This window comes from Lapillicoccus sp. (assembly GCF_039935575.1).
Lineage (GTDB): Bacteria > Actinomycetota > Actinomycetes > Actinomycetales > Dermatophilaceae > Lapillicoccus.
On sequence record NZ_JBDTKA010000022.1, the window covers coordinates 12,060 to 26,387 of the forward strand.

Consider the following 14,328-nt stretch of genomic DNA (forward strand, 5'->3'; position numbering starts at 1 on the left):
TCGGTCCTCTCGTCCGAGTCCGTCCGGGTCCCCGTCCCCAAGTCCGTCCGGGTCCCCGTCCCCAAGTCCGTCAGGGTTCCCACTGCCAGGGCGCCAGGTTCTCGCTGCCAGCCCGTCAGGTCAGCTCGCCCAGCACGGCCTCGCGCAGCGTGTCGAGCGGCACGCCACCGATGTCGAGCGCCCGCCGGTGGAACGCCTTCATGTCGAAGGCGTCCCCCTCGCGCGCCTCGACCTCCTTGCGCAGCTGCAACCACAGTCGTTCGCCGATCTTGTAGGACGGCGCCTGGCCCGGCCAACCGAGGTAGCGGTTGAGCTCGAACCGTAGCCACGCCTCGCCTTGGTTGGCGTGTGCCGTGAGGAACTGCCACGCCTTGTCGTAGGTCCAGTCCCCCCCGCCGACCTCCACGGGCGCCTCGAACCCGCAGTGCACCCCGATGTCGATGACCACTCGCGCGGCGCGCAGCGACTGCCCGTCGAGCCAGCCCATCCGGTAGCCCGGGTCGTCCAGATAGCCGAGCTCGGCCATCAGCCGCTCGGCGTACAGAGCCCATCCCTCTCCGTGCCCGGAGGTCCAGGCCTCGAGGCGGCGCCAGGTGTTGAGCAGGTCGGACCGGAAGACCGTCTGACCCACCTGCAGGTGGTGCCCGGGAACGCCCTCGTGATGAACGGTCGTCAGCTCCTTCCAGGTCCCGAACTCGGTGACGCCCTTGGGAACCGACCACCACATCCGACCCGGGCGGCTGAAGTCGCCGCTCGGCTGGGTGTAGTAGATGCCGCCCTGCTCCGTCGGCGCGATCATGCACTCGATGGTGCGAACCGGCTCCGGGATGTCGAAGTAGACGTCGGTCAGGTTGGCGATCACCTGGTCGGCGGTGGTCTGCATCCAGTCCTTGAGTGCCGCCTTGCCTTCGAGCTTGTACTTCGGGTCGGCCTCGAGGGCGGTGATCGCCTCCTTGACACCCGCTCCCGGTGCGATCTGCTCCGCCACGGCGCGCATCTGCGCGTCGAGGCTGGCGCACTCCTCGATACCCCAACGGTAGGTCTCCTCGAGGTCGACCGTGGCCCCGACGAAATAGCGTGACATGAGTGCGTAGCGCTCGACGCCGAAAGCGTCGGCCTCCGGAGCCGCGTCGAGCAGCTCGGTCCGCAGGAACTGCGCCAATCCCCGGTATGCGTCGGACGCCTGCTGGGCGGCGGCGCTCAGGTCGTCGTGATGGCTGCCGCTCAGCCTCTCGCCGCCGGACCGGGCGCCCGTGACGATGGTGACGAAATAGCCGTCGTCGGCGACGAGATCGTCGCACTGCGCGGCGCATGCCTCCACCTGCCGGCGGGGGGCGACGTTGCCCTTGGCTTTGGCGGCGAGGAGAGACTCCTGGTACTGCGAGACGGCGGCCGGGATCTTGGTCATGCGGGTCGCGAAGGTCGCCCACCCGTCGTTGCTGTCCTGCGGCATCAGGTCGAAGATGTCGCGGATGCCCTGCAACGGGGAGGCGATCACGTTGAGGGACATCTCCTCGAGACCCGACTCGTGGATCTGCTCGGCCAGCTCGAGCCGGTCGCGCATCGCGGCGATGGTCACGCGGTCGACGTCGTCGGCGGGGGTTGCTGCCGCGAGCTGAGCCAGGGTCCGCTGGCGCAGCTCGGAGAAGGCCTGCTGGCCGGCCGGAGAGAAGTCGTCGAGGTCCTGGTCGTGACCGGGGAGACCGGCATACGTCGCACCGATCGGGCTGAGCTCGATGGACGCAGCGAAGTACTCCTCCGCGATGCCGTCGACCTCGGTGGCGGGTCTGGTCGTCGGCTCGGCGCTGGCGGGGGTGTGAGTGGTCGCGCTGGTGTCTGAAGTCACGCCCGGAAACGTATACCCGTGCCCCGACGACCGTCACGGAGGATTCGAGCGGTCGAGCGGGAGGATGGCCGGATGGGGAGGGACGAGGAGGTCGTGGCCGTGGTCGCGAGGTCACGGGCGCTACGGGACCTGCGCCGCCCACAGGCGGCGCTGCACCTGGTCATGCCGGCCCTCGCCGCCCACCCGGACGCCCCTGAGCTGCTCGTCGAGGCTGCCCGGTGCCGCCTCGGCGTAGGTGGCCGCAGCAACCTGGGCCCAGCGATCGAGCTCCTGCGCCGCGCCATCGCCCTGGAACCCGAGGACGCCACGGCCGTCGCACTGCTCGGCGCGTCGTTGACGGTGACGTTCACGCGCGCCCGTGAAGGTGAGCAGCTCCTCGACCGGGCGTGCGAGATGGCCCCGTTCGACGCCGACGTCGCCTACGCGCGGGCCACCGCCCTGGAGCAGCGCAGCGTGGTGCGCTGGGACAAGGCGCACGCCGCCGTCCTCCACGCCGTGGCCCTGGCGCCGCAGAACCCCCAGGTGCTACTGCTCAAGGCGACGGTCGACCGGGGCCGGCTCGGACCTTACGACACGCAGGGCCGAGCCACGCTCGTCGCCGACATCCAGGCCGTTCTCGCGATCGACCCCGGTAACGCGGACGCCGCATACCTCCTGGCTCAGGTGACCGGCACCGGTGCCGCTCCCGCCGCCCGCGCCGAGTCCTTCCGCCAGGGCGTCCGCCTCGACCCACGGCACGGCGAGGCGATCCAGCGGGTCGACTCGAGCCTGGTCGCGCCACTTCGCGGTGGGTACTGGGTGGTCTGGTTCCTCGTCGTGCTGCAAGCCGGGCTGCTCTGGTGCAGCGTCTCGTGGGGAACGGCGCTGAATGTCGTGTTGTTCGTCTTCGCGCTAGTCGTGCCTTGGGTGAGGTTCCGCGCCGCCCGTCGGTCGTCGCCTCCCGGGTTCGGACGGCACGGCGGCAGGGACCCGCTGTTGTGGACCTTCGGGTTGCTCACCTATCTGGGTGCGTTCGCGTTGAAGGTGTCCCTCGACGGTTTCGGTGGAGCACTGCTGCTGTGGGTATGTGTCGCGATCCTCACCGCCGCCGGCGCGGCATACCTGGTGCGCAGTGGGCTCCGCCGCCACCGCTACGGCTGACCACGGCGGGGGGAGAGGGGAGTGGTCAAAGATGATCCGGGCCATCTCGAGAGCGCGGTCCGGCATCGGCAGAAGCCTGGATATGGTCGGCCCATGACAAGCGTCGCGGTGACCGAGGTCGACGGGGCTCCCGGAAGGTGGCGCGACGCGTGGTCGTGGGCGCGTGACCGACCTGGTCGAGAACGAGGTCGTCGAGTGGCAGCACCCACTGAAGCACCGGTGGCGCTGGGAGCTGGTCGCGCTCACCCCCAGTACCACCCAGGTGACCGAGACCTTCGACTAAGGGGGCGGCTCGCGGCCAGGTTCGACGGCTAGCCGGCAGTCAGCGCCAGTCAGCCCCCAGTCAGCGGCTGTCAGCGTCAGTCAGCGCCTGTCAACGCCTGTCAACGGCTGTCAACGGGCTTGGCTGACGCTGCTCATGTTGAAGTCGCTCACCCGGACCGGTGGCATCGCTGTGCGCGTGAAGAAGTCGCCCCACTCCCTCGGGTAGCACCGGACCGTCTCGCCGATCTCGGTGATGCGGTTGAGGACGTCGAGCGGCGAGATGTTCCACCGGAAGTTGTTGACCGCCCCGACGACCTCACCGTCCTCGACGAGGTAGACGCCGTCGCGTGTCAGGCCCGTCATCAGCAGGGTCTGCGGGTCGACGATCCGGATATACCACATCGTCGAGAGCAGCAGCCCGCGCGAGGTCGATGCCACCAGGTCGTCGACCGAGCCGGAGGCACCGGGCGCCTCGAGGATCAGGTTGTCGGCCGCCAGACGAACCGGTGTCCCGGATGCCGAGGCTGCCGGGGCTGAGGGTCCGGACGCTGTCGAGGCATACGACCTCGAGCCGGACAGTGCGACCAGCTTGCCGCGTGAGACCCAGTCCTGACGCGGGATCGGCAGCCCGTTGTCGAACACGGAGGTGTCCGACGACGAGGTCCGCGCGACGACGAACGGCGCGCACTCCAACCCAGGTCGCCCGGGGTCGCTGAAGATCTCCACCGGCAGAGTCGCGAGCTGGTCGCCGATCCTGGCCCCACCGCCCTTGCGGGAGAACGCAGATCGGCCCTCGTCGGCAGCCTTGGCCTCGGCGAGCCAGTATGCGTAGATCAGCAGGTCCGCGAGCGCGGTCGGCGGCAGGATCGTCTCGTAGCGGCCGGCGGGGAGGTCGATGGACCGTTCGGCCCAGCCCAGCCGCCGAGTGAGCTCTGCGTCGGCAGCTCCGACGTCCGCCTCCGACGGGTCCCGCAGGGTGAAACCGAGATAGCTCGATGCGGACCAGTCGGCGTTCTTGGCGTTCATCTCGAGGCGGCCGGTGGGCTGCACGTGTCGCAGCCGCACGCCTGTCGAGGATCCGAGGTAGACGCTGTCGACCACCTGTTCGGCGAACCCGAAGTGCAGACGGGTCGCACCACCGCCTCGCATCGCCTCGCCGAGGTCGGCGGCCACGTCCGCGAACGCGCCGATGCTCGTCGTCTCGGGTTTCAGGCCGAAGTCGGACCCGACACCCGCGAGCTCGGGCGTCACCAGTGGCGCCGCGTCCGAAGCCGCCTCCGCCGCCCGGGCACCCGCCTCTGCCTCCTCGACGAGAGCGCGCACCTGCGCGGCGGACGTCACCGTCCGGTCGACCACACCTGATGCGGTCCCGTCGCCGGACGGGGAGGTCGCGACCACGGTGACCGACCGCGACGACATCTCGCCGTTCGTCGTCAGGGAGCTGTTGGCCCAGCGCAGGTTGGCCTCGGACCGGTCGGTGACGATGACCACGGTTCCTTTGGTCGTCGCCGCGGCCAGGGCGGCTTCGACGACCTCTTGAGGGGTGGACAGCTGCGTCATCAGTGACCCGCCTCCTGCACGGTGTTGAGGATCCGTACGCCTCGGAAGAGCGCCGCCGGGGTGCCGTGGCTCGCGGGGGAGACCTGACCTGGTTGAGCCTTCCCGCAGTTGAGTGCCCCACCTCGGTAGAACGTCGACGGGCCGCCGACGGCTTCCATCGAGCGCCAGAAGTCGGTGGTGGTCGCCTGGTACGCCACGTCGCGCAGCTGACCCGTGATCGCGCCGTTCTCGATCCGGAAGAACCGCTGGCCGGTGAACTGGAAGTTGTAGCGCTGCATGTCGATCGACCACGACTTGTCACCGACGATGTAGATGCCGTCGTCGACCTGTGCTACGAGGTCCTCGACCGAACCTCCCGACGGGTCGGGTTGGAGGCTGACGTTGACCATCCGCTGCAGCGGCACGTGCCGGGCGCTGTCGGCATACGCGGCGCCGTTGCTGCGTCCCAGGCTTTTGAGCGAGGCCATCGCCCGGTCGGTCTGGTATCCGACGAGGATGCCGTCCCTGACGATGTCCCAGTGCTGTCCGGCGACGCCCTCGTCGTCCCAGCCGACGCTCGCGAGACCCCAGTCGGTGTCGCGGTCGCCCGTGACGTTCATGACCGGAGAGCCGTACTGGAAGGTGCCCAGCTTGTCGAAGGTCGCGAACGACGTTCCGGCATAGGCCGCTTCGTATCCCAGTACCCGGTCGAGCTCGGTCGCGTGCCCGATGGACTCGTGGATCGTGAGGAACAGGTTGGTTCCGTCGATCACGAGGTCGTAGTCGCCGGCTCGGACGCTGGGGGCCTTGACCTTGGCGGCGAGCAGCTCCGGGATCTCCGCGATCTGACCGGCGAGGTCGGCCTCGGCCCCGAGGACGTACTCCCAGCCGGCAGCCGCCGGGGGAGACAGGGTGCGCATCGTCTCGAACGCCCCCGTGGCCCGGTCGACCGTGGTCGCCGTAAGCTCGGGCTCGATCCGGATCCGGGTCTGGGTCGTGGAGGTGCCCGCGAGGTCGGCGTAGAAGACGTTCTCGCGCACGGCCTGCAGCGTGGCCTGGGTGTGGTCGACGCCGTCCTCGGCCTTGAGCCGTTCCGACAGGTCGACCAGCGCGGCGATCTTGTCCGGGTCGCTCACGGTGAACGGGTCGACCTCGTAGGGCGAGGACCACTGCCCATCCGGGTATGCCGGCTCGTCGGCGAGCACGACCCGATCGGTGGAGACCTGTCCGGACACCTGCGCGACGGCGACCGCGCGCTCGGCGAGCCGCGCGGCCTCCCCGGGCGCAAGCACCACCCCGGCGGCGAACCCCCAGCTGCCGTCGTGCACGACGCGAACCGCGAGCCCGACGTCGTCGGAGGTGATCGACGTCTCCAGGTCGAGGTCGTGCAGGGTGAGGAACTGGGTACGCGTCGAGACCACCCGCAACGCGGCGTATTCGGCGCCCAGCTCGCGGGCCCGCGTGAGTGCGGCGTCGGCGAGCACCGACAGCGGCAGCGCGAGGAACTCGGCGTTGACACGGGGCGTCCGAGACATCCAGGGATCCTTTCGTCGCCTGCCAACCTATGCCAACCCCCTGCGGGGCCCTCCGTCGCTCGGACGGAATGAGCGGCGGCCACCGGCCACCCCACCGGACTCTGACGTTTGTGGGTCTGTCCGCGTTGCTGTCCGACTTGTCGACGGACATCTGAGTTCGGTCAGGACACGAGAAGCGATCCCACGGCAAGTTGCGAACAATGGACCTGGCGATCCCGAGAGGAAGGAGCTCGCACGAGTCACCCCCAGAAGTCCACGCGAAAGACGGCGGCCACGACGAAGACAGCACCCGCCCTCACACAGGAGGAGCGGGCGGCGATGAAGGAGCGTGCCGGGATGCCCGCCTACGCCAAGGTTGTGTGCTTCTTCCAGGGTGCGTTCACGTTCACCGCACGGTATGCGACGCTCGGCTTCATCGACCCGGCCAACCCTCGACGACGGCGCGATGTGGCCGACGGCCTTCGCCCTGACCGAGCTGACGCCAGCGGTCGAGAAGCAGATCGCGGACCTGGTGAAGCGCGCCGCCAGCTGACCTGATCACCCGGCCAGCCGATCAGTCGGGACGGTTGTGCTTCCCGAAGATCTCCGCGGCCGCCTCGCCGAACCCCGCAGGGAGACCGGCCTCGGCGAATGTTGTTGCGATCTCGCGCATCTCGGCCTCCCACCGCCAGCCCTTGGCTGCGGCTGACGCCGCAGCGCGGTCCGACCGCGCCTCGACCTCGGGCTGCGACATCGCCCACTCGGCGAGCAGCGCATCGTCGACGTCGTAGGCGGCCGCGGTGCCTCGCACGGCCAGTAGCAGCGCCGAGCTGATCTTCGTCCACGACGCATAGACCATCTTGGTGGCCGAGGCGGCATACGGCCCGGACTCGAGCACGATGGCCTCGAGCCGCGAGCCCACGAACTCGTAGGCGACCTGGTGGGCGTGCGAGCCGGACACGTAGAGCCGGGTGGCCCCGTGCACCGTCGGCGGCCCGCCGATGATGCCGCCGTCGACGTAGGTCGCGCCGCCCTCCGAGACCACGCCTGCCACCTCGGCTGCGGTTCTCGGGCTGATCGCGTTGGCGTCCAGGTAGAGGCCAGTGAAGCCGCGCACCGCGCGGGCCACGTCGAGAGCCGAGCCAGGCGGGCATACGGAGATCACGAGATCACATCCCGAAAGACCTTCTGCTGCCACGAGGCCCGCGTCCTCGGCTCGACGCTGGGTGGCTTTTCCACGCCCGGCCGGGAGCCAACGCACTCGTGCGCCCACATCGACCAGGGCCCTGCCGACCTCGGCGCCCATCGCTCCCGGATGCAGGACAGCAATAGTGCTCATCTGATCACCCCCGAACCGTCTGGCCAGTGACCCCACGATGCCACCCTGCGTGAAGCATCCGCCCCCTCTGGGGGGTCCAATCTTTTACGCTTCCGGTTCGCTGCGCCGGCGGTGTCGAGTCGGCCGCTCCTGGGCGGCCGGCCCCCGGGAGTCGTCAGTGGGGCAGGCCGGAGGTGCGCCACCCACCGCATGCTGGTCCGTAGGCGGTCTGTAGCCGGGCGGCCGGCGAGGCCCAAACCCGTTGTGCCGCGGTCCGTCCGGCGTTCTCGCCGGCTGTCGCAAGAGCCGACAGCACCGTGACGAGCGCGGCCAGCTCCTCGTCGGTCGGCCTCCCGGCACTGATGACGAGCACGTCGTCCGGCCCCGGCTGCCAGTCACTCATAGGGGGATGTTCCCGTGTTTCTTCGGCGGCAGCGTCTCTCGTTTGGTCTTGAGGGCGCGCAGCGCGCGGGTGACATGCATCCGGGTGTTGGACGGGGAGATCACCGTGTCGACGTAACCGCGCTCGGCCGCGATGTAGGGGTTGGCCAGTTGCTCCTCGTAGTCCCGGACGAACTCCTGACGCGTCTTCTCGACGTCGCGACCGGCGGCCTGCGCGGCGGCTATCTCCTTACGGTAGAGGATGTTCACGGCTCCCTGCGCTCCCATCACGGCGATCTGAGCCGTAGGCCAGGCGAGGTTGATGTCGGCACCGAGATGCTTGGAACCCATCACGTCGTACGCCCCGCCGTACGCCTTGCGGGTGATGACGGTGACGAGCGGCACGGTCGCCTCGGCGTAGGCATACAGGAGCTTGGCGCCGCGCCGGATGATCCCGTCCCACTCCTGGTCGGTGCCCGGCAAGAAACCCGGCACGTCGACGAAGGTCAGCACCGGGACGTTGAACGCGTCGCAGGTCCGCACGAACCGCGCGGCCTTCTCGGAGGCGTCGATGTCGAGGCACCCGGCGAACCGCATCGGTTGGTTCGCGACGACACCCACCGGCATACCGGCGATCCGGGCGAAGCCAGTGATGATGTTGGGCGCAAAGAGCTGCTGGACCTCCAAGAAGTCAGCGGAGTCGTCCGCCCTGTCCACGATGTGCCGCACCACCTCGTGCATGTCATAGGGCTGGTTCGGCGAGTCGGGGATGCACGTGTCGAGCCAGCGGTCTTCGTCGGTCACGTCGAGCGACCTGCTTTCCGGCGGGGGTTCGTATGTTGGTGGCTCCTCGAGGTTGTTGGACGGCAGGTATGACAGCAGGGCTTTGACGTAGTCGATCGCGTCCTGCTCGTCGGTGGCCATGTAGTGGGCAACCCCGGACTTGGTGTTGTGGGTGTGGGCGCCGCCGAGCTCCTCCATGGTGACGACCTCGCCGGTGACCGTCTTGATCACGTCGGGCCCGGTGATGAACATGTGCGAGGTCTGGTCGACCATGACCGTGAAGTCGGTGATGGCGGGGGAGTAGACGGCACCACCCGCACACGGGCCGAGAACGAGGGAGATCTGGGGGACGACGCCGCTCGCGTGCACGTTGCGCCGGAAGATCTCGGCGTAGAGGCCGAGTGCCACCACCCCTTCCTGGATGCGGGCGCCGCCGGAGTCGTTCAGCCCGACGACCGGGCAGCCGATCTTCATGGCGAAGTCCATGACCTTGCAGATCTTCTCGCCGAACACCTCGCCCAACGAGCCCCCGAACACCGTGAAGTCCTGGGCGAACACGGCGACCTGACGTCCGTCGACCTGGCCGTACCCGGTGACCACACCGTCACCGTAGGGCCGGTTCTGGTCCTGGCCGAACGCGGTGCTGCGGTGCCGCGCGAACTTGTCCATCTCGATGAAAGTGCCTTCGTCGAGGAGCATCTCCAGCCGTTCGCGGGCGGTCTTCTTGCCCCGGGCGTGCTGCTTCTCGACGGCGCGTTCGGAACCCGCATGCGCGACCTCGGCGACGCGGCGCTTGAGCTCGGCTAGTTTGCCGGCGGTGGTCCCGAGGTCCGGGCCCGGGGGCTCGGCCTGTTCCGCAGCGGGCGTCACCGCGGGCGTCATGGCGGGCGTCACCGCGGGCTTCACGGCGGGCGTCGATGACATGCCCGGGAGCCTAGCCTTGACCCTCGTGGCTCCCCCGCTCGATCCCGAGGTTCTGCGTGCGGCGCTGGTCACGCGCGGATCAGGCTGGACCGAGGTGGAGCACCATGACAGCATCGGTTCCACCAACGCTCGTGCCACGCGGCTCGGCCGGCCCTGGGTCGTGGTGGTCGCCGACCACCAGAGCGCCGGCCGCGGCAGGTTGGCTCGCCGCTGGGATGCCCCGCCCGGGAGGTCCGTCGCGGTCTCGGCGACGGTTCCGGTGCCTGCGTCCGGCGCCGGCTGGCTGCCCCTGCTCACCGGACTGGCCGTGACCGAGGCGGTCGAGGCGACGACATCCCTGGCGGCGGTGCTCAAGTGGCCCAACGACGTCCTGCTGCCGTCGGACGACGACCGCAAGGTCAGCGGCATCCTCTGCGAGGTGGTGACGGCCCGCGCCGGGCCGTTGGTCGTCATCGGTGCTGGCATCAACGTCAGCCAGAGCCGCGCGCAGCTGCCTGTCGAGACCGCGACGTCACTGCTGCTGGCCGGAGCCCGCGTCACGGAGTCGACCGGAACCGACCTCGTGGTGGCCTATCTGCAGCGGCTCGCCGACCGGTACGCCGCTCTCGTGGAGGCGCCGGTCACCGGGGGGGCGCTGGCAGGGCCGACAGGGCTGTCGGGTCTGGCGGCCGAGTACCGCACCCGCTGCTCGACGCTCGGCCGGCGCGTGCGGATGACCCGCGCTGAGACAAACGGGGCTATCGATGTCGTCGGGGTCGCCGTCGACATCGACGCCGAGGGTCGACTGGTGATCGATGGACCCGGCGGGCCCACGGCCTGGGCTGCCGGTGACGTGGTCCACGTCAGGCTGGATGGGTGAGCCGTCGCGGGTTGGGCATGATGACGGGCATGGATCAGGGGCCGGAGACGGAGTACAGCCGCTCCGGCCGACGCCGCCGTCCCTCCGACGACCTTCCGGACGACCCTGGACCCGACGACGTCGCCGCGGCGATCCTCGGACGACCGATAACCCTGACCCGTCGCGAGGTGAGTACCGGAGCCGACGTCTCGCTGCTGAGTGCCCGCCGGTTCTGGCACGCCCTCGGGTTCCCCCTCGTCACCTCGGACGACAAGTTGTTCAACGAGGCCGACCTGCATGCGTTGCGCACCGTCGCCGCGATCGTGCGTGCCGGGGAGCTCGACGAGTCGACGGCACTCGCGCTCACCCGAGCGTTCGCGCGCACCGCGGACCGGCTGGCCGCCTGGCAGGTGCAGCTCGTCGCCGAGGCCGTGGCCATCGAGCAGGGGGTCGATGAGGAGGCGGTGCTGCCGACGACGCACTCGGGGCTCACGACCGCTCGCGAGACGGCCAAAGCAGTGGTCGACATGGCCGACGAGCTCGAACCGCTGCTCGTGTATGCCTGGCGGCGGCACCTGACGGACGCGCTGTCGCGAATGCTGGCGGACGCGGAGCCCACCACCGACGAGGAGGGAACTCACCGCCACATCGGCTTCGCCGACCTCGTCTCGTTCACCTCGCTGGTGCGCAAGCTCTCCGAGCGTGAGCTCGCCACCGTGGTCGCCCGGTTCGAGCTGCTCACGTCCGACGTCGTGACGGCGCACGGCGGCCGCATCGTCAAGACCGTCGGCGACGAGATCCTGTTCTCCAACCGGGAGGCCGCGCCTGCCGCGGCGACCGCCCTCGACCTCGTCGACGCGATGGCCGACGACGAGCTGCTGCCCGACGTCAGGGTCGGGCTGGCTGCGGGGCGGGTGCTCTCCCGGTTGGGCGACGTCTTCGGGACCACCGTCAACCGGGCCTCCCGGCTGACCTCGATCGCGCATCCCGGCCGCGTCCTGGTCGACGGACCGATGGCCTCAGCGCTGGATAGCGTGTCGGGGTTCGAGCTGACCCCGTTGCGGCCGAGGACGCTGCGCGGCGTCGGCCGGGTCCATCCGCACGTCCTGCTGCGAGCCGCGGCCACCGGCCGGCGCACCGGTCGGGTCGTCCCGATCGACCTGACCGACCCGATCAAAGCGATCCACCCGAACGACCTGACATCGGCCCCACCCGAGGAGAGCTCGTGACCCCCTACACCGTGAGCCCGCTGGTCCGGCTCGAACACCACCTCGACGGACACGTCGTCGAGATCGTCCTCGACCGGCCCGAGGCGCTCAACGCCGTGTCCGTCGCCATGGCCACGGCGATCGCCGCGGCGACCGCGTCCGTCGCCGCCGACCCGCGAGTTCGCTGCGTGGTGCTGTCCTCCAGCCAGGACCGGGCGTTCTGTGTCGGCGCCGACCTCAAGGAGCGCAACGGCCTGTCCGACGACCAGCTCGCCGCAGGGCGGCCGGGCAACCGGGCGGCATACCGAGGGGTGCTCGACCTCCCGGTGCCGGCGGTCGCGGCGGTGGAAGGCTACGCGCTCGGCGGTGGTTTCGAACTGGCTCTGTCGTGCGACCTCGTCGTCGCGGGAGAGGACGCGAGCTTCGCGCTGCCGGAGGTGTCGGTCGGCGTCATCCCGGGCGGCGGCGGCACGCAGCTGCTCCCCCGCCGGGTCGGCTGGTCCCGAGCGGCGTCCCTGATCTTCACCGCGCGCCGGGTCTCCGCGCAGGAGGCGTTGGACCTGGGTTGCATCGACGAGATGGTCCCGACGGGTTCCGCGAGGGCTCGGGCACTGGCCCTGGCGGCCGTGGTCGCGGGCCATTCGCCGGTCGGCGTCAGACAGGCGAAGAAGGCAATGCGCGACGGGGCCGACGTCCCCTTGGCGGTCGGCCTGGACATCGAGGACGCCTGCTGGGCGGCGACCGCCTTCAGTGCGGACCGGGCCGAGGGCGTCGCCGCCTTCGCCGAGAAGCGGCGCCCGGTATGGCCTGACAGCGAGAGCTTTCATCCTGATCCCCTAGCATCCTCGCCATGACGCGTGTCCTGCTGGCCGAGGACGACCCTGCGATCTCGGAGCCGTTGGCCCGGGCCCTGCGGCGCGAAGGGTACGAGGTGGACGTGCGCCCGGACGGGCGGGCCGCCCTCGAGGGCGCCCGGGACAACCCGGACCTGATCGTCCTCGACCTGGGGCTCCCGTTCATCGACGGGCTGGAGGTCTGCCGGCGGGTGCGGGCGATGGGCAAGACCGTCCCGGTGCTCATCCTCACTGCTCGGGCTGACGAGGTGGACACCGTCGTGGGCCTCGATGCGGGCGCCGACGACTACGTCACCAAGCCGTTCCGCCTCGCCGAGCTGCTCGCCAGGGTGCGGGCTCTGCTGCGCCGAAACGCCAGTGACATCGAGCCGTCCAACGAGATGGTGCGGATCGACTCCGAGGGGCGCCGGGCCTGGTTCAACGACCAGGAGATGCAGCTCACGGCCAAGGAGTTCGACCTGCTGCGGGTGCTGGTCCGCGAGCAGGGCAAGGTCGTCTCGCGCGAACAGCTGATGCGTGAGATCTGGGAGACCGCCTGGTTCGGGTCCACCAAGACGCTCGACATGCACATCAGCGTGCTGCGCCGGAAGCTCGGCGACGACGCCACGCAGCCGCGCTACATCTCCACGGTCCGTGGTGTGGGCTTCCGCTTCGAGCGCCCGGAGGGCTGACGGGCCATGCGGCGTCTGATCGTCCGCACGACTCTGTATGCCGTCCTCGTGGCCGCCCTGGTCGTCGCTGTCCCGGCGCTCGCGGCGCTCGTCTGGGTGGTGACGTCACGCCCGGCGCTCGTCACGATGTGGATGGCCCAACCAGCGGGCACGCGGGCTTTCCAGCTGTGCGTCACCGCAACGGTGCTCGTGGCGGTTGCGGTCGCGGTCACGCTCGGGCTGGTCCATGGGCGCGCCCAACGGATCGCCGAGCCCATGACGCGCCTCGCCGAGGCGGCGGAACGCCTGGGCCAGGGACCGGCCCGGCTGGAACCGTTGGCGTCCGGCATACCCGAGGTCGACGGCGTCTCGGCGGTCCTCAGCCGCAGCGCCCAGCAGGTCACCCGCTCACTGTCCGCCGAGCGCCAGTTCGCTGCGGACGCCTCCCACCAGCTGCGCACCCCGCTCACCGCATTGCTCATGCGGCTCGAGGAGATCTCGGAGTCCGCCGACCTCGACGTCGTGCACGAGGAGGCCGGAATCGCGATCAACCAGGTGGAACGCCTGACCCGCGTCGTCGACGACCTGTCGATGCGCAGCCGGCGCAGCAACGACGCGCCACGGCCCGAAGTGAGTCTCGACTCGGTGATCGCGGCCCTGCAGCGCGAGTGGCAGCCGGCCTTCGAGCAGGCCCGGCGCAGCGTGCGCGTGCACGGCGAGCGGGGCCTGGTCGTGCGGGCTACCCCGGTGGCGTTGAGCCAGGTGCTCAGCACGTTGTTGGAGAACTCGCTGGTGCACGGGCGGGGCACGGTCGACCTCGAGGCCCGGCGCAGCGGTCCGTCGGTCGTCGTCGAGGTGAGTGACCAGGGCGACGGGGTGTCGCCGACGATCGCCCCGCACATCTTCGAACGGTCGGTCAGCTCGGGCGAGGGTAAGAGCACCGGCCTGGGGCTGGCGCTCGCCCGCGACCTGGCAGAGTCAAACGGCGGCCGCCTCGACCTGGTCTCGGCACAGCCCGTGCGGTTCGCGCTGTTCCTCTCGGAGGCCGACCCGCGTTAGCGGTGGGTTG

Annotated in this window: 13 protein-coding genes; 7 read left to right on the forward strand and 6 right to left on the reverse strand. The window is 70.1% G+C overall.

Annotation, left to right across the window (positions count from 1 at the left end; translation table 11 throughout):
- Positions 1 to 115: 115 nt before the first annotated feature.
- Positions 116 to 1,846, reverse strand: a complete 1,731-nt coding sequence (locus ABI385_RS03040) for a DUF885 domain-containing protein (RefSeq protein WP_348102259.1) — start codon at positions 1,844 to 1,846, stop codon at positions 116 to 118.
- 72 nt (positions 1,847 to 1,918) lie between these two features.
- Between ABI385_RS03040 and ABI385_RS03045 the strand changes: the two genes are divergently transcribed.
- Positions 1,919 to 2,986 carry a hypothetical protein gene (locus ABI385_RS03045; RefSeq protein WP_348102260.1) on the forward strand — a complete coding sequence of 356 codons (1,068 nt, stop codon included), beginning with the start codon at positions 1,919 to 1,921 and terminating at the stop codon, positions 2,984 to 2,986.
- A gap of 393 nt (positions 2,987 to 3,379) precedes the next feature.
- Here the strand turns inward: ABI385_RS03045 and ABI385_RS03050 are convergent, their stop codons facing one another.
- Both ABI385_RS03050 and ABI385_RS03055 read right to left on the reverse strand, forming a co-directional pair.
- Positions 3,380 to 4,810, reverse strand: a complete 1,431-nt coding sequence (locus ABI385_RS03050; RefSeq protein WP_348102261.1) for a metallopeptidase TldD-related protein — start codon at positions 4,808 to 4,810, stop codon at positions 3,380 to 3,382.
- The gene (locus ABI385_RS03055; RefSeq protein ID WP_348102262.1) at positions 4,810 to 6,324 is read right to left on the reverse strand and encodes a TldD/PmbA family protein; all 1,515 of its coding nucleotides are present in this window, start codon (positions 6,322 to 6,324) and stop codon (positions 4,810 to 4,812) included. The genes ABI385_RS03050 and ABI385_RS03055 overlap by 1 nt, the downstream gene beginning before the upstream one ends.
- A 318-nt stretch (positions 6,325 to 6,642) precedes the next feature.
- On the opposite strand from ABI385_RS03055, the gene ABI385_RS03060 reads away from it, so the two are divergent.
- Positions 6,643 to 6,861, forward strand: coding sequence for a hypothetical protein (locus ABI385_RS03060; RefSeq protein ID WP_348102263.1), 219 nt, complete (start codon positions 6,643 to 6,645; stop codon positions 6,859 to 6,861).
- Positions 6,862 to 6,877: 16 nt separating this feature from the next.
- Here the strand turns inward: ABI385_RS03060 and ABI385_RS03065 are convergent, their stop codons facing one another.
- The 3 genes from ABI385_RS03065 to ABI385_RS03075 all read right to left on the reverse strand — a co-directional run bounded on the left by ABI385_RS03065 (position 6,878) and on the right by ABI385_RS03075 (position 9,667).
- Entirely contained in the window at positions 6,878 to 7,642 is a 765-nt protein-coding gene (locus ABI385_RS03065; protein WP_348102264.1) for a DUF1932 domain-containing protein, read from the reverse strand.
- Positions 7,643 to 7,796: 154 nt separating this feature from the next.
- Positions 7,797 to 8,024, reverse strand: coding sequence for an acyl-CoA carboxylase subunit epsilon (locus tag ABI385_RS03070; RefSeq protein ID WP_348102265.1), 228 nt, complete (start codon positions 8,022 to 8,024; stop codon positions 7,797 to 7,799).
- On the reverse strand, positions 8,021 to 9,667 hold the full coding sequence (locus ABI385_RS03075) for an acyl-CoA carboxylase subunit beta (protein ID WP_348102294.1): 1,647 nt from the start codon (positions 9,665 to 9,667) through the stop codon (positions 8,021 to 8,023). The genes ABI385_RS03070 and ABI385_RS03075 overlap by 4 nt, the downstream gene beginning before the upstream one ends.
- Positions 9,668 to 9,734: 67 nt before the next feature.
- Between ABI385_RS03075 and ABI385_RS03080 the strand changes: the two genes are divergently transcribed.
- Genes ABI385_RS03080 through ABI385_RS03100 form a run of 5 tightly spaced genes read left to right on the forward strand, consistent with a single transcriptional unit; the run spans position 9,735 to position 14,318 of the window.
- Positions 9,735 to 10,568, forward strand: a complete 834-nt coding sequence (locus tag ABI385_RS03080) for a biotin--[acetyl-CoA-carboxylase] ligase (RefSeq protein ID WP_348102266.1) — start codon at positions 9,735 to 9,737, stop codon at positions 10,566 to 10,568.
- Between the two features lie 29 nt (positions 10,569 to 10,597).
- The gene (locus ABI385_RS03085; RefSeq protein WP_348102267.1) at positions 10,598 to 11,776 is read left to right on the forward strand and encodes an adenylate/guanylate cyclase domain-containing protein; all 1,179 of its coding nucleotides are present in this window, start codon (positions 10,598 to 10,600) and stop codon (positions 11,774 to 11,776) included.
- Positions 11,773 to 12,609: an enoyl-CoA hydratase-related protein gene (locus ABI385_RS03090; RefSeq protein ID WP_348102268.1), complete on the forward strand. Its 837-nt coding sequence runs from the start codon at positions 11,773 to 11,775 to the stop codon at positions 12,607 to 12,609. Before ABI385_RS03085 ends, ABI385_RS03090 begins: the two co-directional genes overlap by 4 nt.
- Positions 12,606 to 13,280 carry a response regulator transcription factor gene (locus ABI385_RS03095; protein ID WP_348102269.1) on the forward strand — a complete coding sequence of 225 codons (675 nt, stop codon included), beginning with the start codon at positions 12,606 to 12,608 and terminating at the stop codon, positions 13,278 to 13,280. Before ABI385_RS03090 ends, ABI385_RS03095 begins: the two co-directional genes overlap by 4 nt.
- Positions 13,281 to 13,286: 6 nt before the next feature.
- Positions 13,287 to 14,318 carry a HAMP domain-containing sensor histidine kinase gene (locus tag ABI385_RS03100; protein WP_348102270.1) on the forward strand — a complete coding sequence of 344 codons (1,032 nt, stop codon included), beginning with the start codon at positions 13,287 to 13,289 and terminating at the stop codon, positions 14,316 to 14,318.
- The last annotated feature ends 10 nt before the right edge of the window (positions 14,319 to 14,328 follow it).